Source organism: Nostoc sp. (genome assembly GCF_036917515.1).
GTDB lineage: Bacteria > Cyanobacteriota > Cyanobacteriia > Cyanobacteriales > Nostocaceae > Nostoc.
In genome coordinates this window covers 52,298-74,731 of record NZ_JBALDE010000101.1, presented here as the reverse complement: position 1 = coordinate 74,731, position 22,434 = coordinate 52,298, and the positions used below count along the sequence as shown (strand labels likewise).

The window sequence follows — 22,434 nt, the reverse complement described above, 5'->3', positions numbered from 1 at the left end:
ACAAATGCTCTGAATGCGGTAACTAAAAAAGACATTATTGGATGGTTCACCCACTGCTGTTACTATATTGCACCCAACTGAGAACCGCTATATATAACCTGCCATTTTTGTCTTTCCCAATAGGATAATGCCGTCTTTACTTTCTGCTTTACCGTTTCTAAATCTAGATGAGGAAAGGCTTGCGTCACTTGAGCCATATGCACCCACAGAATTTTATTTTTATTTTGGTTATCCCCTCCAATACCCTACTACATCTGACTGCAACTTAGTATGAGAGATGTATCCTCTGTCACCAAACAGTTTACCAATTAAGTCTTTAGTCATATCTGGGACTAGTTTTCGGTCATCCACATTGGCTGAAGTTAGCTGAAATGCTCAAGGTTCCGCAATCATTAATAATCAAATGGAGTTTAAACCCAAAGTGCCAGCCCACAGAATTTTTGCCCCATTTCACTAATCCTTTAAATACAAGAGTGAGAATGCGCCCGACAGTTGTGACAAACATTAATTGGCGTGGAATCGATAAAGCTAATTCCTGTAATTTCTCCCGTTCTTGTATGCAAAAAACAACACAACAACATCAAACACCAAGGTATCAGTTCCACGAATCTGGTATAGCTCACCAAGTTGGGAAACGCTCCACACCAACTTTGTAGTACGTGCAACGTGTAGAACTCCTTGAAAGTCTTATAACCACTACCATGAAATGCGATTGCAATTGTCATCACCTCTGATAAATGCATTTTTGATTTACTGCGGCGCTTTCCCCTTATGGATGGTAACTGTGGTACTTGCTGCCATAGATTTTCCCATTGGTTACAGAAATCATCTACGTCGCAAAAAATTTGCGTGACGTCGAGGCGAGATACAATAGTGGACACAGCCGAGACCCCTATTTTTATTAGATATTCTTAATCTCGGCATTTTTTTGTGACTTTTTTGCTGATTCTCAATCAATCGTAGCGATGGCACTTCACCTCCCCAGTTCAGCCAATTCCCATCTAGCGGGCTTTTTGGGCTTTTCTATCCGTCGAACTCACGTTAAAGTAGTTGCAACGACAAACTCATAACTTACTTTGCGATCGCAAGCGTGGTAAAACAAACTGCTGTATCGAAACAACTTGTCAATCGCAATTTCCAAGAACTCTGTCAAAGTATATTGGTTGCTTCCCATTTTTTTATTGGCGTCACAGCCCTTCTTAAACATTGCATTTTATTATGTGTAATCTGTCTTAAGCTTCTTAAAAAACTACCGCTATTTCCGGTAAAATCAAGTTCTAAGGAATGTGGATTTGGGAGAAATTTGGGGTGCCTACACTTGGCGTTAACATTGACCACATCGCCACCATCCGGCAAGCGCGGCAGACGGTGGAACCAGATCCGGTAGCGGCGGCGGTACTGGCAGAATTAGCGGGTGCTGATGGAATTACGGTGCATCTGCGCGAAGATCGGCGGCATATCCAAGATCGGGATGTACTACTGTTGCGGCAAACAGTGCGATCGCATCTGAATTTAGAAATGGCTGCTACAGATGAAATGCTAGCGATCGCTCTCGATATCAAACCAGATTACGTGACCTTAGTCCCGGAAAAGCGCGAAGAAGTAACAACAGAAGGCGGACTAAATATTGTTGGGCAAATTGCTAGAATAGGTGAAATAGTCGATAAATTGCAAAGCGCTAACATTCCAGTTAGTTTATTTATCGATGCCGAACCAGCACAAATTGAAGCATCTGTCAAGATACAGGCGAAGTTTATTGAATTGCATACCGGACAATATGCTGAGGCTAAGGATGAAACAAATCGCCAGCGAGAATTTGCCATATTAGCTAAAGGTTGTGAGCAAGCGATTCAAGCCGGATTGCGAGTCAACGCTGGTCACGGACTCACTTACTGGAACGTCTATCCGGTGGCTGCGCTTCCAGGTATGGAAGAACTGAACATTGGTCATACCATCATCAGTCGGGCAGCATTAGTAGGTATGGAAAGAGCAGTCCGGGAAATGAAACAAGCTATAAGAGGGAATGGGGGATAGACATTGGGCATTGGGCATTGGGCAGAGGGGAAAAACTTACTGCAACTTCTCCCCTGCTCCCCAGTCCCCAGTCCCCAACATTTAGAGGGGTTGTCACTGCGAAATCTAGAAATTGGGATCAAATCTTCAGCAAAAACTTCTATGAGCGCAACACAATCTAACAACCTGCCACTTTGGGTACAGGATAGAAATAAGGTGATAGCAGAAAGTACTGATGTCGAGTGGCGCTATCAGACACCGCCTGATTATTCCCGTTCAAAAGAGAATCTTGCAAAAGAAAGTACCTACAATCATCTTGAAGGAACACTGGAAGCGATCGTACAAAACTTGGTGCGAACCTTTGAGATGGAGGTATCATTCAAAGCTAACCCGCAACAGTGGTTATCTATTGTTAATGAACAGTTTCGCGTCAGTACCAATGGTGGAGTAGAGTACACAGCAGCAGATGTATCAGCCCAAGGTACTTACAATTTATTTATGGCTGATTCAGAGCATTACAAGGCTTCAGAAGAAAGCTTTGAATCATCCGCAAAAGTCTTCCACACAACATTTCCCCAAGGATTTCCTTGGGAAGTGCTGGAAGTTTTCTCAGGACCACCGAATGTAACATTTAAATGGCGGCATTGGGGACATTTTAACGGAGAATACAAAGACCATGCACCTACTGGAGAGACACTAGAAATTATCGGCATGAGCATTGCAAAAGTTACCGATGACTTGAAGATTATTTCTTTAGAACACTACTTTGACAATAATCTGTTCTTGGAAAAGCTAACATCTGGTGGCAAACAGATAAAATCTGAAAACCAGAAGAGTGCTTGTCCGTTCAGTTCTTGGTTCAAGAAATCTCAAAAAAGTTAGCTTGTAAGGGTACAGAGTCACTGTGCCCTGAAATTATTCACATAACAACCAAAGGATGAAAATGCAAACATACCATTACGTTTTGGCAAGTAAACGCTTTCTTCTCCAAGAAGAACCTATACATGAAGTTCTCAAAGAACGCACCCGTAACTACCACGAACAAGAAAAACAAATAGATTTTTGGTTGGTCGAGCAACCAGCTTTCTTGGAAACACCAGAGTTTAAAGAGCTAAAGGCAAAGTGTCCCCAACCATCTGTAGCAATTATTTCTACAAATCCTCAATTTATTACTTGGTTAAAACTGCGTTTAGAGTATGTCATCACTGGAGAATTCCAGGCTCCTTCTGAGGCAATACCTGATGCTTTAGCATCGTTAGCTACCGTATCTTAGGCATAGCGCATTGGGCACTGGGAAAGAGGCAGAGGGTGCAAAATTTTCCCCTTGTTTCTTTGAATCCTCTGCTTTTTCCCCATTCCTGATTAGGTTGATCAATGTAGTTTTTTACTGACAGTATTAGGAATAATTGCTGCATAGTGTTTGGCGGTGAAGATGCCCAGACAATCCCTCAGAAGTAGACGTGCGATGCGATGCCTTCACTTGATGAAACGATTTAACTTCTGCTTTAGTAGCCAACTTGGCATTGCTGAAACTGTAATGATTTAAGCCGGAAGTGGAACAGTTTTGTACTTCAAATAGTGCAACAATAAACGGACGGATAATCGCAACATTTCAACCGACTTGGAATAACACAGGGAAGAACGATGTAACTGTGCCAAGTAGTGGCTAACCCTTGTGTTTTCACTTTCCACCCTGGTTATGTAAGTTTTGCTGACAAGGTGGTCTGCATCGTTGATAAAACAAGGATAAACAGCAGAGCCTCGTGTGACATAAAAGAGGCTATGCCAGGTTTTTACCTTTTACCATAGCGGTTTAAATGTTTCACTACTGCGTAGACGCTTTGCGGCTTGTCGTAGACATCGCCTAAAACCCAAGCGAGAATACCAGGTGTTCACTTGTTTGCTATAGTCCACAACCAGAACTTGTTTTTCTTGTTGCCGACAAAAGTTTGTAGTTCATCGATTTGTGTTACCTCCGGTATTTCCAAGAGACTCAGGCACGTCGGGTAAGTTAATACCCGCTTGCCGAATCCAATGAATCAGCGTGGTGTGGTGAATCTGAGTCACTCTTTCAATTGCCCGTAGTCCCATCCCATTAAGGTACATTTTCATGCACAGTTGTTTGACATCATTCGAGTAGCTCCAAGGTCGATAAGATTCTAGAAACTGACGACCGTACTGCAAGACTTGTAGCACTGTCGGTCACGACGACCATTCTTGAGTAGTTGGGTAGAGCTGCATTCAGGACATTTCATTTGTCCATTATTGCACTCATTTCATTACCTTTTCAGCAACGCCAAAAATTATAATTCCACTATACGCCTAAGCATGGGAGTTGGCTAAATCAAATTGAGATTGAGTTATCCGTTTTAGCTCGTCAATGCTTAGAAAGACGAATTGCTGACGTTCAAACACTATCTCAAGAAATCGCTTCTTGGTAGAGCGATCGCAATTCTCTAAAAGCAAGTGTAAATTGGCGCTTTCAAATTACGGATGCACGCAATAAAATGGGACGATTATATCCGGATATCTCACCAAGTATTGTTGACTTGCCAGACTACTAGTAACCTGATAATCAGGCAATTCGAGTTAATTGAACCTTTCATTCCCAAGGTTAAACCTGGTAGTCATCCAAGAAAAGTGGATATGTGGGCAGTGCTAAACGCCATTTTTGATGTTCTAGTCCAAGGCTGTTGGTTGATGGATTTATACAGTTGGATTATGCAAGTTGTACTGCAACCTCAACAACGTAAAGGATTCGTTTTATTTCCCAAGCCCTCGGTGGTTGAGTGTACTTTCCGTTGGCTCAACTGGTGTCGCTGACTTAGCAAAGAATATGAGCAATTACCCGAAACAACTGAAACTTTCATTTACTTTGCTATGATTCGGCTTATGGTCAGATGACTTGCATGATTTTTTACCGACTTGGACTTTTCAAACATCCTCTAAAGACATTCAAGAGTTATCAGCCATGAAATTGATTTCCGATCCACCGATTCCTGTGAAAATTCAAAAGATGAAGGAACGGGTGCGGTGGATGCATCCAAGTTTTGTGCAACGGGGAATTGACCAAACTAGTATAGTTATTGACGATCGCAGGCAAGATAATCCAGAATTTTCCTTTATGGTTATCGGTGATTCTGGCACTAAATCTCATTCTCGACACCACCCCCAACGAAAAGTTGCCGAACTAATGCTGACTCACCGTGATGATTGCAGTTTTGTATTGCACACTGGTGATGTCATCTATGTGGTGGGTTCCCAAGAATATTACTCAACAAACTTTATTGAGCCTTACCACGAATTTCTTGTCGGTGGCAACAACCCGAACAGCATTCCTTATGATCGCATGGTGTTTAATCTGCCGTTCTTGCCAGTACTCGGTAATCATGATTACTACGATGTGCCGTTGATGTACCGTTTATTTACTGGTACAACATCGTCACTACGTCGCCTGTTCCGCTATAAAGATATCGAGATTGGCTGGCATGGATCGTATCAAGGTAATGCTTATGCACGAGCATTTATGGACTATACCCAGGCGATATCTCCACAAGAGTTAGAACATCATTTAGATCGGCACTACACAGCTAAGACCGACAAAGGGCGCTGTTTGCGTTATGAACCTGGACAGTTTACCCGTTTACCCAATCGCTATTACACCTTTCGTTACGGCGGGATTGACTTTTTTGCATTGGATTCTAATACTTTTAATACACCATCACCTTTACCTGCAACTCAAGAGGGGGAAATTTACCGTCGGCAATTACAAAAGCGTCGCCAGGAAATAGATCGGGAAGAATTGGAGATTTTGGGAATATATGATCGCCTCAACCCAGATAAATCCACCGAAGCGGAACAACTTGATGACCTTAATGCTAAATTAGACCAAATCAACGAAATCAAAATTGATATTGAAAAACAACTAGCATCCCATCAAACGCCTGCGATCGACTTTGAACAACTTGAATGGTTGCGAAGCAGACTAATCGAATCTTGGAATACGTCCCAAGTGCGCGGACGTGTCATCTTTTTCCACCATCCCCCCTACGTTACAGAAGCTACCAAGTGGAATCAGGCACAAACCTTGGCGGTTCGCCACCGCTTGCGCTGGGTGTTTGAACAAGTAGCAGAAACTCTTGGTTCTCTAATTAAAGAACGTCCCATAGTCGATTTGATTTTAAATGGACACGCTCACTGTTTAGAGCATCTTTGCACAACTGATACCGGATTTGCAGACTCGCACATTAACTGTATTATCTCTGGTGGTAGCGGTCATCGTCCCCGCTATCAAAGGCGAGAAGGAACTGAATTGATGGAAACTTTTGCTGAGATTGCAGGTAAATCCACTCGGAAAGTTGCGGATTCAACGCTATTTGTGGGCCGTCATAATTACAATTTCCAGAACCGACTACCTTATTCATGTGTGCGGATTGATGTTCTAGATGGCAGCCCGCCCAAGTTTATCATCAGACCGTTGATTACTGAACGGCTTGAACAAAAGTGGCATAACACAGAACTTGAATCTTTTGTTATCTAAACGGGATGCAAAGTCATTGAAGACACCATTCCTCATCTCACTTGAAAATCAAATCTCAGTGCTGCATCTTGGCGTTTTACCAAATGCACCTTTGCATTAAGACAAAAGCTAGGTATATCCTAATCTTGAATAGAGTTATGATAATCTCAAATTATGGCAGGACATAGTAAATGGGCAAATATTAAACGCCAAAAAGCTGTAGTAGATGCAAAAAGGGGAAAAACCTTTACTCAGTTATCCAGGGCGATTATCGTGGCGGCTAGAAGCGGCGTACCAGATCCAGCGCTGAATTTTCAACTTCGCACGGCAGTTGACAAAGCAAAGGCAGCAAGTATTCCCAATGATAATATTGAACGAGCGATCGCAAAAGGTGCAGGCACTTTTGACGGCGATAATGCTATCTTTGAAGCCATTCGCTACGAAGGCTATGGCCCTTGTGGTGTAGCTATTTTAATCGAAGCCTTCACAGATAATCGTAATCGTACTGCTGCTGACTTGCGTGTAGCTTTTAGTAAAAATGGTGGCAATCTTGGTGAAACAGGTTGCGTTAGCTGGATGTTTGAACAAAAAGGCGTTTGTGTAGTGCAAGGTGTACTTGACGAAGAACAGCTTTTAGAAGCATCTCTTGAAGGCGGTGCCCAGTCTTATGAGATGACTGAAGATGAGATGGCTGAGGTATTTACTGATTTTGCAAATTTAGAAACCCTTAGTCAGACACTCAAAAATCAAGGCTTTAAGGTAGCTGATGCTGAATTGCGCTGGATTCCTAGTAATAGTGTAGAAGTTACCGAGCGCGATCGGGCGCGATCGCTTTTCAAGTTAATTGATACTCTAGAAAGCTTGGATGACGTGCAAAATGTCACAGCTAACTTTGACGTAGCAGAAGAATTGATGGCTCTCAGCATTTCCTAATCAAAATTAACCCAGGTATCATAGCCAAATTACAGTTATTTGGATGATATCAAGTCCGGCCAATTAGTTATGATTCCCGAATCTATGCAGAAACCCAAAAACCTTTCCCCTCTGCCCCCAGCCCCTCTGCTGCCTTAATGATAAGTCTTTAACCGGACATGATATGATATCCAAATTGTTACATTTAAAATTGAAATGCTAGTAAGTGTTTTTTAGCTAAGTATTCCCTGAACCTATCCTACTAATAATATTTGTGCTACAAAACTTAAACTTCTTGAGCAATGAAAACGAAAAACTAAGGTTTTGAAGTGCATTTCACGACAAAAAGTAAGGATTTTTAGAATAGTGGGATAGGTTCACCTAAGCTCCAATACGATTTAGTTAAAATTTTTGATGAAAATTTTAGCTTGCTAAAGATGCGATAAATCATCATTGTAGAGACGGCGATTCATTGCGTCTGTTGCCTTACCAAAACAGTATTGACGTAAGTCCTGTATTTGACGGATATATAACCGTAGTCACTAATGTTAGGACAGTGTTGATCGCTCAAAGCCTTGATAAAACTAGGTTTTGACTCAGCAGGGGTTAAACGCCCCGCTTTTGCTAACAGCACTCAGCACTCAGCACTTTGCTATAAAAATAGACATGAAATATTCATATCAATTACAAACTTATGACATACGTCTATTGGATAGTTGATTTGTTAATTACCTGATGAGGATTTTCAAGTGAATAAGTTCGCTAAAGCTTTACTTTTGGCTCTAATTTTTGCTGCACCTGTAACCGCTTTTGCATCTCAAGCTCAAGCTAAAACTATCTATCATCCTGGCATAAAATCTGCTAAAGTTCATCATACTAAACATCACAAACATCATGTGAAAAAACTAATTCGTAAACATTCATAAATAGTTACTATTAGTCGTAAAAGTTTCTAGTAGCTCTGTAATTAAGTTGAGTGTTGGTTTCTCTGAAAAAACTGTATTATTTAACCCCGCTGGAATTCTACCCCAATCAGCGGGTTTTTTTATTAACTTGCTCAAGGGTGCGATCGTATAAAAATTAAAGTTCAAAGCGATCGCCTAATCATACCTGCTACTATTCAATTTAGTCTTCAAAATACATATGAAAACAGACTATTTAGAAGAATCGCTTTTTCGGAAGTTAGAGGAGCGTTTGCTTCAACAACATATTTTTAAGAATAATAATTATTCTTGGTAAGAGCATAATTTATTTTTTGGAAGTCCCTTATTCCACATCTATCTGTGCAGTTTACTGCAAACATAAATCGTCAAAATTGCCTTGATTGCAGTTCACAACAGGTATTATTCAAATAACTAGATTTTCTGTCACCTTGGTTATATAACAGAGAATTAAATCAAAATTTTTGCGTACTTCTAATAATTCTTTAACCCAAGTATTAGAAGCTGCGATCGCATTTTCTTCTTGCTGACGATCTGTTGCAATTTGCTGTTCAATTTCTCCGTAAACTTGTTGTTCAAATTCTCGTAGTTGTGATTCAATCTGATGTCAAGCAGAAAACTAATAAATCTGCCTTATTTATAGCGTCATAGGTAATCTCATCATGGTCTTTACGGTCTGTAAAAAGCCGGGGCGTATCTACTAATGCTATTCCAGTCATAACTAGCAGTTTTGTCTGTTGCAATATCAGAATCAATGCGAATATCACGCCGTCCTGTAAGAGCAGAAATTGTGGTAGATTTACCAGCATTATATTGACCAATAAAAGCTAATGATAAGATTCCCTCCTGATAATAAGCTTTTAATTCATCACGCAACTTTTTACGAATGGCTGATAATTCAAGGTGCTCGCGTCTCTTCTGTTCTTTAGATTTTGTCCACCCAGAAATTTGATTAAGAGCAAAACTTATAATTCCTGCAACTGCGGCTACGGGGGCAATGGCAGGAATGAATAAAGCTATAATAGATGCTGCTATGACAAGGATGTTACCACCTATTTTCATTAGGTCACGCAGGAATAAATCTGTATCCTGTTCTTGAAATTTAAAATTATTATTAATTAATCGAGCAACGATTTGTAATTCATTACCAACTTCCTCAAGAATCTCTCCAATTTCTTTATTAAAATTTTGGCTACTTTCTTCATAAGCGATTCTCAGCCGTTGTTCAAACCGAATAGTTTTAAGCTTTTGCTCCCATCCTTGGTTTGCTTGGCTTTCGCTTGCATCCCAATGTTCTTCTGCAAAAGATGGAATAGAGTTAAAAGCATCTTGGAAAACAGCTTGAATTTGTTGCAATAAGTATTGTTGATTGTCTCTTGCTGCTTTTTGAATGTCTTTGCGGATAGTTTTTTATTTATCTTTCAAGGTATCTGCAAATTTTTGATATATGTGACTTTGTTCTGTTACCCATTGATTAGGTTCGTTAATTGCACCTATAGTAGAACCTAGTAATGTTTGCGTTCGCCTAATTTTCCCATACTCAACTAAAGGTAAGCGAATAGAATCCAGAAACTTATGCATCTGACTTGCTTGGAATAGTTTATCTTTAATCTCTTCATGTTCTGGTTCGCAGGACATTTGTGCTGCCAGAAGCATTATAGGAATAATTTTAAAGTAGTCATTAGCGTAATGTTGTTTAGCATAACGATGAATACGCTCAATATGTCCACCCAAACTATTTTGTCCATCCATAATAAAGAGTTTTTCTGGGTTAGCTAAGAAATGCTCCAAGCGCCGAGAATCACGCAAGTTATTTTTGACATTCAGCAAAATAATTAATGGCTTGGCTTTTTCTTTTAAAAGTTGTAAAAACTTAAATTCTGTATCTTGAATACTGTCATTTGTGACGACATAACATATTACATCCGATTCTTCAATTACACTTTCAGCGATTTCTTCATCTGTTTTCCCCCCAGGTGCACCGATTCCGGGGGTGTCGATAATCCGATCCGAATATTTTTCCACTCATATACTCTATTAAAACGAGTAGTACGCTGTTTACCGACACCAATTCCATCCCAACCATCCCCTGTAATAATGGCGTGGAGAGTACTTTTTCCTGCTTTGGTTTTACCCATAAATGCGATGCTGAAATGATTAAGAGCACGTTGTTTAGCAGCAAGTGACTGACGCACGCTTTCAATTTCTTTAATAATTTTTACTGTGAGAGCTTTCTTGGTATCTTCAAGCTGTTTTGCTACCTCTGCTGCGGTTTTCGCTTGTCCTTTACCAACCGCTTGGCGCTGAATGACCGTAAGTTGTTCTTCGATACCTTTTCCCAAATTGTAAAGCGTTTCTCTAGTTCCTGTGAGACCTAATTCTGCAAACTTGTAATCTTCAGTGGCGATCGCTGCACATTCTTGAATAGCTTTATTATATTCTGGACCTGATAATAAAATTTCTTGACGTAGTTGCTTAATTTGTCGTCCTACATTCTCAGGAGCAATTTTTGTTAAATTATCCACCAATACGCGGGACAATAAAGAATCTGCTTCCTTTAAGATGCGCGCACCAAACGATAGTGCTGACTGCTCTTGAGGGGTAGCCTTAGTAGTACCAAAGCTTTCAGCTTGTTCAATTAGTCTTTCTATCTCTCCCTGAGAAAAACTCCAAATTTATGCTATCTGATCAACCATTTCTCGTTCTAAAGGAGAGAAGAAACCATCAAGATAAGCCAGTGCTAGTATTTGTCGCATAGCTTCACTTTGCTTACCAGGTGGAACTTTCCGCGCTACATCTTCTACCGATAAAAGTCTTCTGCTTGCGCAAGGATTTTCTCCATTTCCTCAATAGTGCGTTCTCCCATTTTGCTATTATTAGCTAGTTCCTGTAGGGCCTTTGCTTCTTCGCTGTGAATTTGTTGGTCGGCGCAGACTATGTGTGTGAGGAGTAAAAAGCCATAGTCTAAAGTCTAATTGCTTAGTGGCTAAAACTGTTTGGTCAGACATCTTTCTCTTTATCTGAATTCTCTACCTAGCCTAAGCAATAACCGAGCAAATTATGTCAGTAATTATACTTGTTTATCAAGACTTTGGTCAATTTACGAAGGTAAGTTGATGTACAGGTTATTTAGTACAACTTTTTTGTACGACACAGTAAGGATTTGAGGCTTTGAAATTTCAGACAGACCAATTGATACAGGTTTTTAAGAGGCGATGCCTGCGGCGGCAAGCTACGCAATATTCAAAACGGCTAATCAATTCCTTAGCTTAAGTTTCTTTTCGACTGCTAGAGTGGATGGCAGGTATTAGGGACTTTTAAAGAATCAATCAGTGCGGTATGAGAAGTAATTGCTTAAAATTATTTAAAGTCAAAGTTTTGCATAAAAAAGACTCAAGCATTCCTGCCTGAGCCTTTTCTAAATTTAATTAAGCTTAGTAGCGGTTATTGCTACGGTTGTAGCCGCCGCCACCACCACGGTTCCCAAAGGAACCACCACTTCTGTCTTCTTTAGGCTTGGCTTTATTTACTTTGAGGTCGCGACCAAGCCATTCAGCACCATCAAGAGCTTCAATAGCTTTTGATTCTTCATCTTCTGAACTCATTTCCACGAAAGCAAAGCCGCGTAAACGACCTGTTTCGCGGTCAGTGGGTAATTGAACGCGCTTTACAGAACCATATTCTGCAAATACAGCACTCAACGCATCTTGTGTAACATCATAGGAGAGGTTACCTACGTAAATTGACATCAAATGTCTCCAAAATCATAAGTTTGTAGAGATTTAGATTTCGGAGAGAAGTCTGTAATACCAAAAGGGAAAAGCCTGTCAATACTAAAAACAAACACTGTCGCCGAATTAATTCTCATTTCACTTCCCATGATGACATCACAACCAATCTTTCTGGGAAAAAGCTTGAAAAACTGTTATAAAAAGTTATATAAGCGGTTAATAGCTAGATGATGGCTAGTCTCAAAATGGGTGAGGCTCTAGTGAACCACACCCACGAGATCGACTAATCTACTCTCTTTTCTAAATGTTGACCAATCAATTAACTGCTCGCAAGCACGGGAGATAATGGTTTGTCTGGTACGGTATTTGCTGCCAATTAGCTTGAACTCTTCTTTAAAGACTGAACCATTGTACTCAATTGGCAAACACATTGTTTTAGGATTTGAGAAATAATACTGAGCGGTGACTGGTTTGGATATGGCAAAACCGCGATCGCGATACAAAATAGTTTCCCATAGCCCCAAATATCGTTGAACCTTGCGACTCTTTCCTTTAGTGCATCTGTACTTTGCCATGTAACTGCTGCACCACAGATTAAGCTATCTCTATCAGGCAAATCGTGCATCTGAGCTAGGTTTTGCAATTCATCACAGCCTTGCTTGAGAAAATCGATTGTAATTATACTTTCCATCTCCTTGGTTTGTCCCTCCAGTAGGGTGTAGTAGCGCCGTTGCGATCGCCACTTATCCGCCGATTCCTAGAAAAATTCCAAAATCTAGGCTTTATCAGCAGTTTGTGTAATTTTGAGCAATGATGTCACTTGTAACTTTTCTGACCTGATATTTGGTGGCTGTAATATACATCACCTTTTTCTTTGCTTTATATGCGATCGCCCGATTCATCTATTACAGCCTCAAAAAAAGCAACTTATGTTTACTATTTTTAATATATTTGCTTGAGCGTAAAAATTACTAGGCATTTTGCTACATTAAATCTACTTATGTCAGCCTAAATATAGCTATTTATTAACACAGCCCATTTTAGAAGTAAGGGTGTGAAAGTCCAATATCTTCAGTAAATACAAGTTTTCTACTAAGGGCAGATTGCAAGAAATTTAAAAATATTTATACTGAGTTAAGAATTGCATCGTCAGCTAAAAAGCTGCCGACTCAATGTCATGAGTTAAAGTGGTGAGAAATTTTTTTAATGAAAAGTAATTTTTGATACAAAATTCTGCAAGAAGATAGCTAATTGACTCTCGCCGCTTTTCACTATTCATAATGTCTCAAAATTACTTGGTAATGCACGGCTGTTTAACCCAAAAAGCTCCCCAAATACAAGAAAAATAAATGATTTTGGACAGAAAGAAGCCGCACAAGCAGGCGAAATCACCTTTGGCAGCCGCTAACCAGGTAATTAGTACCCAGTTAGATTCAGTTATGAAGACTGATGTGGCTGTTACAGATGTAAAAAATAGTTTTGACACAAAGGTGTCTTCCCCTTTTGCATCCAAATTATTGATTCCCTGTCTGCTAGGCATAGGACTGCTGATAGCGAATTGTGGAACGCTACCCAAGGAAGAAGCGGCTGACGCCCAATCTCAGAGTCCTGGTAGCGGGCAACGTGGTGGTGTGATACCTGTAGATGTGGCGATCGCTCGAACTGATACGCTACAAACACAACCAGAATACACAGGTAATACAACACCCTTCCGAATTGTGTCACTGCGATCGCAAGTAGAAGCTCGGTTGTTGGCTTTGAACCTTGATGTCGGCGATGCAGTGAAGCTTGGGCAAAACGTTGGGCAGTTAGACGATGCCATACTTTCCACCGAATTAAAGCAAGCAGAAGCAGAGCTAGCAGCCCTCAAATCAGAAGTAGCTAGGGCAACAAATCAGGTAAGCAATGCTCGTGCAGACGTTGAACGGGCGCGCCTAGAAGTAGTACAAGCTCAAGCAGACTCAGAGCGGCAGCAGAGATTGTTTAAGGCTGGAGCGATCGCTGAACAAACTGCCCAGCAAGCACGTACCCAGGCACAAACAGCCGCCCAGGCACTCCGGGCAGCCCAAGAACAAGTTCGCACAGAACAGCAAGCCGTTGCTGCCGCCCAAGGTAGAGTACTTGCTCAACAGGCATTGGTTGCCCAAACCAAAGAGCGCAGGTCTTATACTCGGCTGGTATCTCCGATCACTGGCGTAGTCACACAAAGGGTGACAGAACCAGGCAACCTGCTGCAAGCAGGTAACGAAGTCTTGAAAATTGGCGACTTTAACCGTGTCAAAGTCGTAGTCCAAGTTTCCGAATTAGAACTGGCACAAATTCAGATTGGGCAGTCTGTACAAGTGCGCTTAGATGCCTTCCCCAAAGAAGTATTAACTGGTAGAGTTACGCGCATTTCTCCAGCTGCCGATGCCACAGCTCGCTTGATACCTGTAGAAGTATTGATTCCCAACACTCAAGGTAAGATTGGCAGTGGACTACTAGCGCGAGTCAACTTTGAAAACCAGACTCAACAGCGGGTAGTAGTACCGCAAACAGCTATTCAGAAACAAGCAGGCAGTAAGAACTCCAAGGGTACAGGGGAGACGCAAACAAATGCACAGCAGAATTCCCCATCTAACACATCTGGTACAGCAGAGGCAAAGTCGCAAGACCAAAGTGGGACAATATTTGTTGTTAAAGATATAGAAGGCAATACGAAGGTAACAGCACGAGCCGTAATGTTGGGAAAAAGGGCTGATAGCAAAGTGGAAATTTTATCCGGTTTGCAAGCGGGAGAGCGCTATGTTGTTCGTAGTGGTAAGCCGTTAAAAGAAGGTGACACTGTAAGTCTTTCAATTCTTTCAGAAAAGTAATAGTAGGGTGAGCAATAATCACCATACCAATGAAAAAAATACTCAGTAGTCAGCATTTAGCACTTATCACTTAGGATCATGCAACAAGCAAATAATAATGGCAATAGCGGATTTAGCCTGAGTGCGATCGCTATCCGCAAACACATTGGTACACTCATGCTCACTGTGGCAGTAATTGTCATTGGGGTATTTTTTCTCACAACGATTCAAGTCGATCTCCTGCCATCAATTACTTATCCCCGAATTGGGGTTCGGCTAGAAGCCCCTGGTATTTCACCAGAAGTAGCAGTAGATGAAATCACCAGACCTTTAGAAGAAGCTTTATCAGCAACCGAGAATGTAGTGCAAGTTTTCTCCCGCACCCGTGAAGGACAGGTAAGCCTCGATTTATACTTCCAACCAGGGGGCGATATTGACCAAGCTCTAAACGATGCAACTGCTGCTTTTAACCGAAATCGAGGACAACTACCAGATACAATAGAGGAGCCGCGATTATTTAAAGTCGATCCTTCCCAATTGCCGGTTTATGAATTGGCGCTGACCTCTGCTTCATTACCAGGTAAAGAGTTACGCGTATTTGCTGATGAAGAGTTAACCCGTGAACTCAGTGTCGTGCCGGGAGTCGCTTCCGTTGATGTATCTGGTGGCGCAGAGGAAGAAGTACGAGTGCTTGTTGACTTAAACCGATTGCAAGCTTTGGGTGTCGGGTTAAATGATGTCTTAGATGAATTAACAGCCCGTAACCAAGATACTTCTGGTGGTCGGATTCTAGGGCAAAATTCCGAGCCATTAACTCGGACTGTCGGACGTTTCCAAAATGCCAAGGAAATTGAAAACCTTTCCCTAGAAGTTTCCTCCTCTTCTCCTGCTAGTGCTAATACCACTAATAACAGTAATACCACTACCACTACCCCAACTACCACTACCCCTGCACCTTCCCGCCGCGTTTATTTACGAGATTTTGCTGAGGTAATTGATGATACAGAAGAACAGCGAGTATTTGTTTATCTGAATCGTCAGCCTGCGGTGAAATTTTCAGTCCAAAAGCAGCCTGAAGCCAATACGATCGCAGTTGTAGATGCTGTTAAGCGGCGAATTGAACAATTACGACAATCAGGTTTAATTCCAGCAGACATGACTTTGAGTCCCACCACAGATGAATCTGTCTTCATCCGCAATTCTTTAAATGATGTCATCTTTTCGGGGATTTCTGGAGCATTGTTAGCAGCAGCAGCAGTGTTGTTATTTTTAGGATCGTTCAGGCAAACATTTATTATCAGTTTGACGATTCCGCTGTGTACTCTGGCGGCGATCGCTTTAATGAGAATATTTGGTTTAACCTTGAATGTTTTTAGTTTGGCAGGTCTGACATTAGGAGTTGGTCAAGCAATTGATACATCGGTTGTGATCTTGGAGAACATTTCCGAAAAAGCGGGGATGACTCCCAATCAAAGAGAGATGGAGGCAGGAGAGCAAGGGAGCAGGGGAGCAGAAAAGAAAGGGAGAAATTCTAAATTCTTTATTGACACTGCCATTGATGCTTCCCAAGAAGTAGAATCTGCTTTAGTTGCTGCCACAGGTGCTAACTTGGTTTCTGTAGTGCCATTCCTCTTAATTGGCGGCTTTATTGCACTGCTATTTAATGAACTGATTCTAACAATTAGCTTCGCAGTCGCAGCATCTCTGGTTGTCGCCATTACAGTAGTACCGATGCTGTCTTCTCGACTTTTGGGAATCCGCTGGTCTAGTCGGATTAGTGAATTTTGGCTGCTTAGACAGTTTAATCAGCGATTTGAAGATGCTACACGAGGATACGGTAACTTCTTAACCAAGGTCTTACACTATCGGTTTTTTGTAGTAACTGCTGCTTTAGTAATTTTAGGCGGCAGTAGCTTCTTCATGTTTGGTCAAATTCCCCAAGAAATTTTACCCCGGATTAGTACCGGACAAGCTACCTTGAGAGCGCAGTTTCCTCCCGGTACACCTTTAGTAACTTCTCAAAAAGTTATGCAAATTGTCGATGACATTTTGCTCAAACAACCAGAAACCGAGTCTGCTTTTACAACTGTGGGTGGTAATTTATTTGGTAGCAGTACTACAGAAAATCCTTTACGTGCCAGTAGTACCATCAATCTTAAACCAGGCACAGATGTCGAAGCTTTCGTCAAAAAAGTAACTCAGGAATTTAACAAACTCAACTTAGCAGGAATTCTGCTACGCCTCAATCCTGGTCAGGTACGGGGTTTAATCTTGAGTAATTCTCCAGTGCAAGGGTCAGAAGTTGACGTGGTTCTGCAAGGTGAGAATGAACAAAACTTAACGCAAGCAGGCACTCAAGTACTGCAAGCATTACAAGAAAGGGCAAAATTAGCAACATTCCGACCAGATGCCGACCCCCGACAACCCGAAATCCAAATTCGCCCAGACTGGGAACGGGTTTCAGCTTTAGGGTTGAGTGCTCAACAAATTGGTGCAACAGTTCAAACAGCAATTGAAGGTTCAGTTCCCACGCAAATTCAACGCGGTAATCGTTTAGTTGATGTGCGGGTACAGCTAAATAAAGAGGCCATTCAGCGTCCTTCGCAGTTAGAGCAATTACCGCTATTTACAGAAAACAATCAACTAATCCGCCTTTTTAATGTGGCGAAAATTCAAGAAGGTCAAGCGCCTGGTGAGGTGCAACGGATTAATCAGCGCCAAGCTTTTATTGTCGCCGGAAATCTCAGTGAGGGAGCTAGTCTTGGTGAAGCGATCGCAGAAGTCAACGAGGTACTTAAAGATGTAGACTTACCTGATGGCGTTTCCATTGTGCCTAGTTCTGCCGAAGAAACGAATCAGCAACTTCAGGATGCTTTAAAAATTTTGGGGGCGTTAGCGACGTTCTTAATCTTTGTAGTCATGGCAGTACAATACAATTCGCTGATTGACCCATTGGTAATTATGTTCACCGTACCACTAGCGTTAGCTGGGGGAATTTTTGGACTTTACATTACCCAAACTGCAATTGGCGCAACTGTAATTGTTGGTGTCGTCCTGCTGGTGGGAATTGTGGTGAATGCAGGGATTCTGATGGTGGAACTGGCGAATCAAATTCGGGAAGAAGTTGGTTGTACTCGCCAAATTGCGATCGTGAAAGCTGCTCCTCAACGTTTGCGCCCAATTATCATGACTACAGTCACTACTATCTTGGGACTGTTTCCTTTGGCATTGGGTATTGGTGAAGGTTCAGAGTTTTTGCAGCCTTTAGGGATTGTAGTTTTCTTTGGGATGGCGATCGCAACGATGCTGACATTATTTATCATCCCTTGTTTTTATATTCTGCTGCACGATTTGCTAGGTGGAAATTGGGCAAAGCCAGTGTTAACCCGATTGCGTGGAGTTACGAAAAAACTTATCAGCTAATCAACATTTAGTTGCACATAGCGCAATACCGATTTTGCTGGTGCGATTGCTATTTCTTTCTGGAATGGTTATAAATAGACAGCCTTTGCCATAGTCTTTAAACCTTATAACCATTTCAGATATCCACTTAGACATCGCCCCTGTTCTAACCAAGCCAGCTTTTCCCCAATGCTGAAAACAAAGTTTTCCAAAGTTTATGATGCTCAGGGTCAACAAAACGATACTCTTGGCTGAGTAAGTGAATAAAAACTAATACCTCACTGCAAGGCATTCTTTCTTGTTTGTGCTTTTTGTGCTTGAAAGCTTATGCTGATCCGCCCCGCTACAATAACTGACGTACCCGCAGTTTTACCAATGGTTGCCAAAATTTGTGCTTTGCATGAGTCTTGGGATTCCGCCAAGTATGGTTTTCTACCGCATCCAGAACAGCGTTATCAGCAATGGTTGACGCGTTTGGCAAATAGCGATGGACGCAGTATATTTCTAGTATCCGAAAATGAAGGGCAAATTGTCGGGTTTCTGGTGGCAACAGTTGAGCAAGAAATACCAATTTACCGATTACAGGAATTTGCTTTTATTCATGATATCTGGGTCGAGCCGGAATATCGCCAAAAAGGAATTGCGCGGCAGATGGTGATGCTAAGTGTTGAACGCTTTCATAATATGGGTATCAAGCAAATTCGTCTAGATACAGCAATTGCTAACGAGGCTTCACGGCGGTTGTTTGCATCTTGTGGTTTTCGATTCAGCATTATTGAAATGCTGATTGAATTGAGTCATTAGTCATAAGCTTATGACTAATGACAAAGGACTAACTAGCTAACAAAGTTTTTTCTAGAGAAGTCCAACGGAAAGAGCGATCGCCACCCCTCTCAATGATTACTCTTACTCGTGGTTCTAGTTGAGGCAAATTTGTCAAATACTCGAGTTCCTGATTGGAAAGAATATGCCCTTCAATAATCCACAAGACCAGCCCCTTAGACTTTGGTGGTAGCTGTTCTAAATGAGAATTGAGAATTGGTGGAAGATAGTACACTTGACCTACTGCCGCACCGCTACCAGTACTTTTTTTACCAAGATGAGGAGGTCTAACTCCATGAATTCTTGTGAGATACGCAGCTACATCACCTAGTCCTTTAGCAGTAATGTGGAGGGTAGTATAGCCAGCTGCCCGTAGTCGGCGCTGATATCGACCTTCATAACCCCCTTCTAGAGGTACATACACCCCAAGAGCGCCAAATTTTTCCAGATCGCGTATTAAACCGTTGCCAGTGGTAATTAGTGCCATAGAATTTCGTTTTATTCCACTTAGATATCTCTATTATTTACCCTGAACCGATAGATTAAAAGCATTTTCTTTGGTCATTAGTCATTAGTCATTAGTCATTAGTCACTAATTATTTCTTATTTTTCCTCTGCCTCCCCTGCTCCCCCCACTCCCCACTCCCTAAAAATAGCTCTAGAAATTACTGGACAAACATAAATAAATAATTTATATTATTAGATTGTGACCAAAAACGCAAATTAGGTTGACTTTTTACTGTCATTCTGAAGTAGTGTTAGCATCAAAAGCTGATGACTTAATCCAAATTGGATAATCTAACTCAGAGTGATCGTAGACTGGTAAACTAAGAAAGCTTTCAGGTCAACATTAGGGCTTATGGAAGAATAACAAAGTTAATCCTGAGCTCCAAGGTACGTTTACTCCTGTGCCTCCAAAAAAGCAGGCAAAAGCTTAAACAATAGTTTAAGGTGTTTAAGGAAGTAAAGACTGAGCAGCAATGTTGGTTTTATGGCATTACGTCAGTCTCAGTTAACGGATACTGGGCGGTAATAACCGCTTAAGTCCAACTGCAACACGGCAGTAGCCAATCTCCGGGAAGCCGCCCTTCAGGCGTGTAAAAATCGGAAAACCCGCCGACAGCGCTGCCTTCAGAAAGTGCCAGAGCAATTGCTTGGACGAAAGCATTGCTGCACACAGCTTAAAGCTGTAGCGCCTTGCATTGATTCCAGAAGTTACTCCTTCCCAACAGGAAGAAACTTGTGGCTGTTCTGGTGATCTAATGAGTGAGCTAAACAGATTCACCAAGCAGTAAGGACACGGGTTGTTGTGTCCGAAAGCACTTGGAGCGGTTTACTGAAGCCATTCCAAATTTCGCAGGCTAACCCAGCCTAAACTGATGCGTACAAAGCGTGTCCTCTAGAGTCCAATTTCAAGGTCAGCAAGTAGAAAGGAGAACCAGTTACTGTGTCTGTAGGTATTCTCGGCACCAAGCTGGGCATGACCCAAATATTTGACGAAGCAGGAGTGTCTATTCCCGTAACTGTCATTCAAGCAGGTCCATGCACCGTTACACAAGTTAAAACGAAAGAAACCGACGGTTACTTTGCCATTCAAGTTGGTTATGGCGAAGTCAAACCCAAGGCATTAAACAGACCATTATTGGGTCATTTGGCTAAATCATCTGCCCCAGCATTACGTCACTTAAATGAATATCACACCGATAGCTCTAGTGATTATGCTTTAGGTCAAGAGATTAAAGCAGATATTTTTAGCGCTGGTCAAATTGTCGATGTCGTCGGTACAAGTATCGGTCGCGGCTTTGCGGGAAACCAGAAGCGCAACAATTTTGGTCGCGGGCCAATGTCACACGGTTCCAAAAACCACAGAGCACCCGGTTCTATTGGTGCTGGTACAACGCCCGGTCGTGTCTATCCAGGTAAGCGGATGGCAGGTCGCTTAGGTGGAAAACGTATTACAATCCGCAAACTGACCATAGTGCGAGTTGACCCAGAACGCAACTTATTGCTAATTAAGGGAGCCATTCCTGGTAAACCAGGCGCTCTAGTAAGTGTTGTGCCTGCAAAAATAGTGGGATAGTCAAAAGTCATTAGTCAAAAGTCATTAGTCAGTAGTCATTGGCTAAGGACAAATGGCAAAAGACCAATGACAAATTGACCAATGACAAAGGACAGATAAGAAAGATGGTTGAAAGCGTAGTTAAAAATTGGCAAGGAGAACAGATCGGCGAGACGACTTTCGAGTTGCGCGTTGCCAAGCAAGAAACAGCGTCTCATATAGTGCACCGCGCCTTGGTACGGCAATTGACCAATGCTCGTCAAGGAAATGCCAGTACAAAAACTCGTGCGGAAGTCAGAGGTGGCGGTCGTAAACCTTGGCGACAAAAAGGTACAGGTCGCGCTCGTGCAGGGTCTATTCGTTCGCCCTTATGGCGTGGTGGTGGTGTGATCTTTGGGCCAAAGCCCAGAGACTTTGACCTCAAGTTGAACCGCAAAGAGCGACGTTTAGCACTGCGGACAGCATTTGTCAGCCGGATTGACGACTTGATCGTAGTAGAAGAATTTAGCAGCGAGCTATCTCGCCCCAAAACTAAAGAATTAGTGGCAGCACTTGCCCGTTGGGGAGTAGTACCAGAAAGCAAGTCCCTGTTAATTTTGTCTGAAATTGCGAATACAGATAACGTTTATTTATCAGCCCGCAATATTGAAAATTTAAAACTAATTGCAGCTGACCAGCTAAATGTTTTTGATTTACTGCACGCTGACAAGATTGTAGTTACGGCATCAGCCCTAGAAAAAATTCAGGAGGTCTACAGTGCCTAGCTTTGACCCCCGCGACCTTGCCGACTTAGTGCGTCGCCCAATCGTCACCGAGAAAGCGACCATCTTGATGGAGCAAAACAAGTACACCTTTGAAGTAATTCCAAAGGCATCTAAGCCAGAAATCAAGGCTGCGATCGAAGACTTGTTTCAGGTCAAGGTTATAAAAGTCAACACCACCTTACCACCACGCAAAAAGCGGCGTGTTGGTAAATTTATTGGTTATAAACCCCAATATAAGCGAGCCATTGTCACCGTCGCACCTGGGGATGAAGACAAGATTAGACAAGTTCTATTCCCAGAAGTCTAAAAAAGTTGTGAGTTAGAAGTTATGAGTTATGAGTTACTACGCTCAAAACTCAGCACTTAAAATTTCAAACTCAGCACTCAGCACGGGCTAAACACTCCGCTATCGCTAACAGCACTCAGCACTTAATAAA

The 22,434-nt window shown here is 41.9% G+C and carries 20 protein-coding genes and 5 pseudogenes; 14 read left to right on the top strand and 11 right to left on the bottom strand.

The features are described 5' to 3' along the window. Positions 1–62: 62 nt before the first annotated feature. The 3 genes and pseudogenes from V7K89_RS12335 to V7K89_RS12315 all read right to left on the bottom strand — a co-directional run bounded on the left by V7K89_RS12335 (position 63) and on the right by V7K89_RS12315 (position 1,174). Entirely contained in the window at positions 63–197 is a 135-nt protein-coding gene (locus V7K89_RS12335) for a hypothetical protein (RefSeq protein WP_335187432.1), read from the bottom strand. A 76-nt stretch (positions 198–273) separates the two neighbouring features. Next, positions 274–881, bottom strand: a pseudogene (locus V7K89_RS12320) (IS982 family transposase); the annotation flags it as partial. Positions 882–1,036: 155 nt separating this feature from the next. Continuing rightward, a complete protein-coding gene (locus tag V7K89_RS12315) occupies positions 1,037–1,174 on the bottom strand; it encodes a hypothetical protein (RefSeq protein ID WP_335187424.1) in 138 nt (45 codons plus the stop codon). A 134-nt stretch (positions 1,175–1,308) separates the two neighbouring features. Here V7K89_RS12315 and V7K89_RS12310 point away from each other — a divergent pair, with 134 nt between their 5' ends. From V7K89_RS12310 to V7K89_RS12300, 3 genes are all read left to right on the top strand, one after another. Further along, on the top strand, positions 1,309–2,034 hold the full coding sequence (locus V7K89_RS12310) for a pyridoxine 5'-phosphate synthase (protein ID WP_335187422.1): 726 nt from the start codon (positions 1,309–1,311) through the stop codon (positions 2,032–2,034). A gap of 141 nt (positions 2,035–2,175) precedes the next feature. Then, on the top strand, positions 2,176–2,895 hold the full coding sequence (locus V7K89_RS12305) for a SnoaL-like polyketide cyclase (RefSeq protein WP_335187420.1): 720 nt from the start codon (positions 2,176–2,178) through the stop codon (positions 2,893–2,895). 61 nt (positions 2,896–2,956) lie between these two features. Beyond that, positions 2,957–3,286, top strand: a complete 330-nt coding sequence (locus tag V7K89_RS12300; protein WP_335187418.1) for an MgPME-cyclase complex family protein — start codon at positions 2,957–2,959, stop codon at positions 3,284–3,286. Positions 3,287–3,555: 269 nt separating this feature from the next. Here the strand turns inward: V7K89_RS12300 and V7K89_RS12295 are convergent. Continuing rightward, positions 3,556–4,268, bottom strand: a pseudogene (locus tag V7K89_RS12295) (IS1 family transposase). 54 nt (positions 4,269–4,322) lie between these two features. On the opposite strand from V7K89_RS12295, the pseudogene V7K89_RS12290 reads away from it, so the two are divergent. From V7K89_RS12290 to V7K89_RS12270, 5 genes and pseudogenes are all read left to right on the top strand, one after another. Continuing rightward, positions 4,323–4,577: pseudogene (locus V7K89_RS12290) on the top strand (transposase); the annotation flags it as partial. Continuing rightward, positions 4,558–4,917, top strand: a pseudogene (locus V7K89_RS12285) (hypothetical protein). The pseudogenes V7K89_RS12290 and V7K89_RS12285, both read left to right, overlap by 20 nt. A 67-nt stretch (positions 4,918–4,984) precedes the next feature. Beyond that, on the top strand, positions 4,985–6,553 hold the full coding sequence (locus V7K89_RS12280; RefSeq protein ID WP_335187416.1) for a metallophosphoesterase family protein: 1,569 nt from the start codon (positions 4,985–4,987) through the stop codon (positions 6,551–6,553). A 153-nt stretch (positions 6,554–6,706) separates the two neighbouring features. Further along, positions 6,707–7,465, top strand: a complete 759-nt coding sequence (locus V7K89_RS12275; protein WP_335187414.1) for a YebC/PmpR family DNA-binding transcriptional regulator — start codon at positions 6,707–6,709, stop codon at positions 7,463–7,465. A gap of 728 nt (positions 7,466–8,193) precedes the next feature. Next, positions 8,194–8,370, top strand: a complete 177-nt coding sequence (locus V7K89_RS12270; RefSeq protein ID WP_335187412.1) for a hypothetical protein — start codon at positions 8,194–8,196, stop codon at positions 8,368–8,370. Positions 8,371–9,054: 684 nt separating this feature from the next. Here the strand turns inward: V7K89_RS12270 and V7K89_RS12265 are convergent. The 5 genes and pseudogenes from V7K89_RS12265 to V7K89_RS12245 all read right to left on the bottom strand — a co-directional run bounded on the left by V7K89_RS12265 (position 9,055) and on the right by V7K89_RS12245 (position 12,891). Next, the gene (locus V7K89_RS12265; RefSeq protein WP_335187410.1) at positions 9,055–9,741 is read right to left on the bottom strand and encodes a GTPase; all 687 of its coding nucleotides are present in this window, start codon (positions 9,739–9,741) and stop codon (positions 9,055–9,057) included. A gap of 54 nt (positions 9,742–9,795) precedes the next feature. Then, positions 9,796–10,410 (bottom strand): GTPase domain-containing protein, encoded by a 615-nt coding sequence (locus V7K89_RS12260; RefSeq protein ID WP_335187408.1) that lies wholly within the window; start codon positions 10,408–10,410, stop codon positions 9,796–9,798. Further along, the gene (locus V7K89_RS12255; RefSeq protein WP_335187406.1) at positions 10,323–10,925 is read right to left on the bottom strand and encodes a hypothetical protein; all 603 of its coding nucleotides are present in this window, start codon (positions 10,923–10,925) and stop codon (positions 10,323–10,325) included. The genes V7K89_RS12260 and V7K89_RS12255 overlap by 88 nt, the downstream gene beginning before the upstream one ends. Before the next feature lie 894 nt (positions 10,926–11,819). Beyond that, a complete protein-coding gene (locus tag V7K89_RS12250; RefSeq protein WP_335187405.1) occupies positions 11,820–12,134 on the bottom strand; it encodes an RNA recognition motif domain-containing protein in 315 nt (104 codons plus the stop codon). A gap of 265 nt (positions 12,135–12,399) precedes the next feature. Next, positions 12,400–12,891: pseudogene (locus V7K89_RS12245) on the bottom strand (phycobiliprotein lyase). Between the two features lie 574 nt (positions 12,892–13,465). On the opposite strand from V7K89_RS12245, the gene V7K89_RS12240 reads away from it, so the two are divergent. The 3 genes from V7K89_RS12240 (at position 13,466) to V7K89_RS12230 (ending at position 19,156) form a co-directional block, all read left to right on the top strand. Further along, the gene (locus V7K89_RS12240) at positions 13,466–14,971 is read left to right on the top strand and encodes an efflux RND transporter periplasmic adaptor subunit (protein ID WP_335187403.1); all 1,506 of its coding nucleotides are present in this window, start codon (positions 13,466–13,468) and stop codon (positions 14,969–14,971) included. Positions 14,972–15,049: 78 nt separating this feature from the next. Continuing rightward, positions 15,050–18,373 carry an efflux RND transporter permease subunit gene (locus V7K89_RS12235; RefSeq protein ID WP_335187401.1) on the top strand — a complete coding sequence of 1,108 codons (3,324 nt, stop codon included), beginning with the start codon at positions 15,050–15,052 and terminating at the stop codon, positions 18,371–18,373. Positions 18,374–18,679: 306 nt separating this feature from the next. Further along, complete coding sequence (locus V7K89_RS12230; RefSeq protein ID WP_335187399.1) at positions 18,680–19,156, top strand: GNAT family N-acetyltransferase; 477 nt, start codon at positions 18,680–18,682, stop codon at positions 19,154–19,156. Between the two features lie 28 nt (positions 19,157–19,184). On the opposite strand, the gene V7K89_RS12225 is transcribed toward V7K89_RS12230, so the two are convergent. Beyond that, on the bottom strand, positions 19,185–19,661 hold the full coding sequence (locus V7K89_RS12225; RefSeq protein ID WP_334852154.1) for an NAD(P)H-quinone oxidoreductase subunit N: 477 nt from the start codon (positions 19,659–19,661) through the stop codon (positions 19,185–19,187). A 525-nt stretch (positions 19,662–20,186) separates the two neighbouring features. Next, complete coding sequence (locus V7K89_RS12220; RefSeq protein WP_335187397.1) at positions 20,187–20,459, bottom strand: hypothetical protein; 273 nt, start codon at positions 20,457–20,459, stop codon at positions 20,187–20,189. Positions 20,460–20,621: 162 nt separating this feature from the next. Between V7K89_RS12220 and rplC the strand changes: the two genes are divergently transcribed. From rplC to V7K89_RS12205, 3 genes are all read left to right on the top strand, one after another. Next, a complete protein-coding gene (gene rplC, locus V7K89_RS12215; protein WP_289799260.1) occupies positions 20,622–21,254 on the top strand; it encodes a 50S ribosomal protein L3 in 633 nt (210 codons plus the stop codon). A 104-nt stretch (positions 21,255–21,358) separates the two neighbouring features. After that, entirely contained in the window at positions 21,359–21,997 is a 639-nt protein-coding gene (gene rplD, locus V7K89_RS12210; RefSeq protein WP_335187396.1) for a 50S ribosomal protein L4, read from the top strand. After that, positions 21,990–22,304, top strand: a complete 315-nt coding sequence (locus V7K89_RS12205; protein ID WP_335187394.1) for a 50S ribosomal protein L23 — start codon at positions 21,990–21,992, stop codon at positions 22,302–22,304. Before rplD ends, V7K89_RS12205 begins: the two co-directional genes overlap by 8 nt. Positions 22,305–22,434 lie beyond the last annotated feature (130 nt).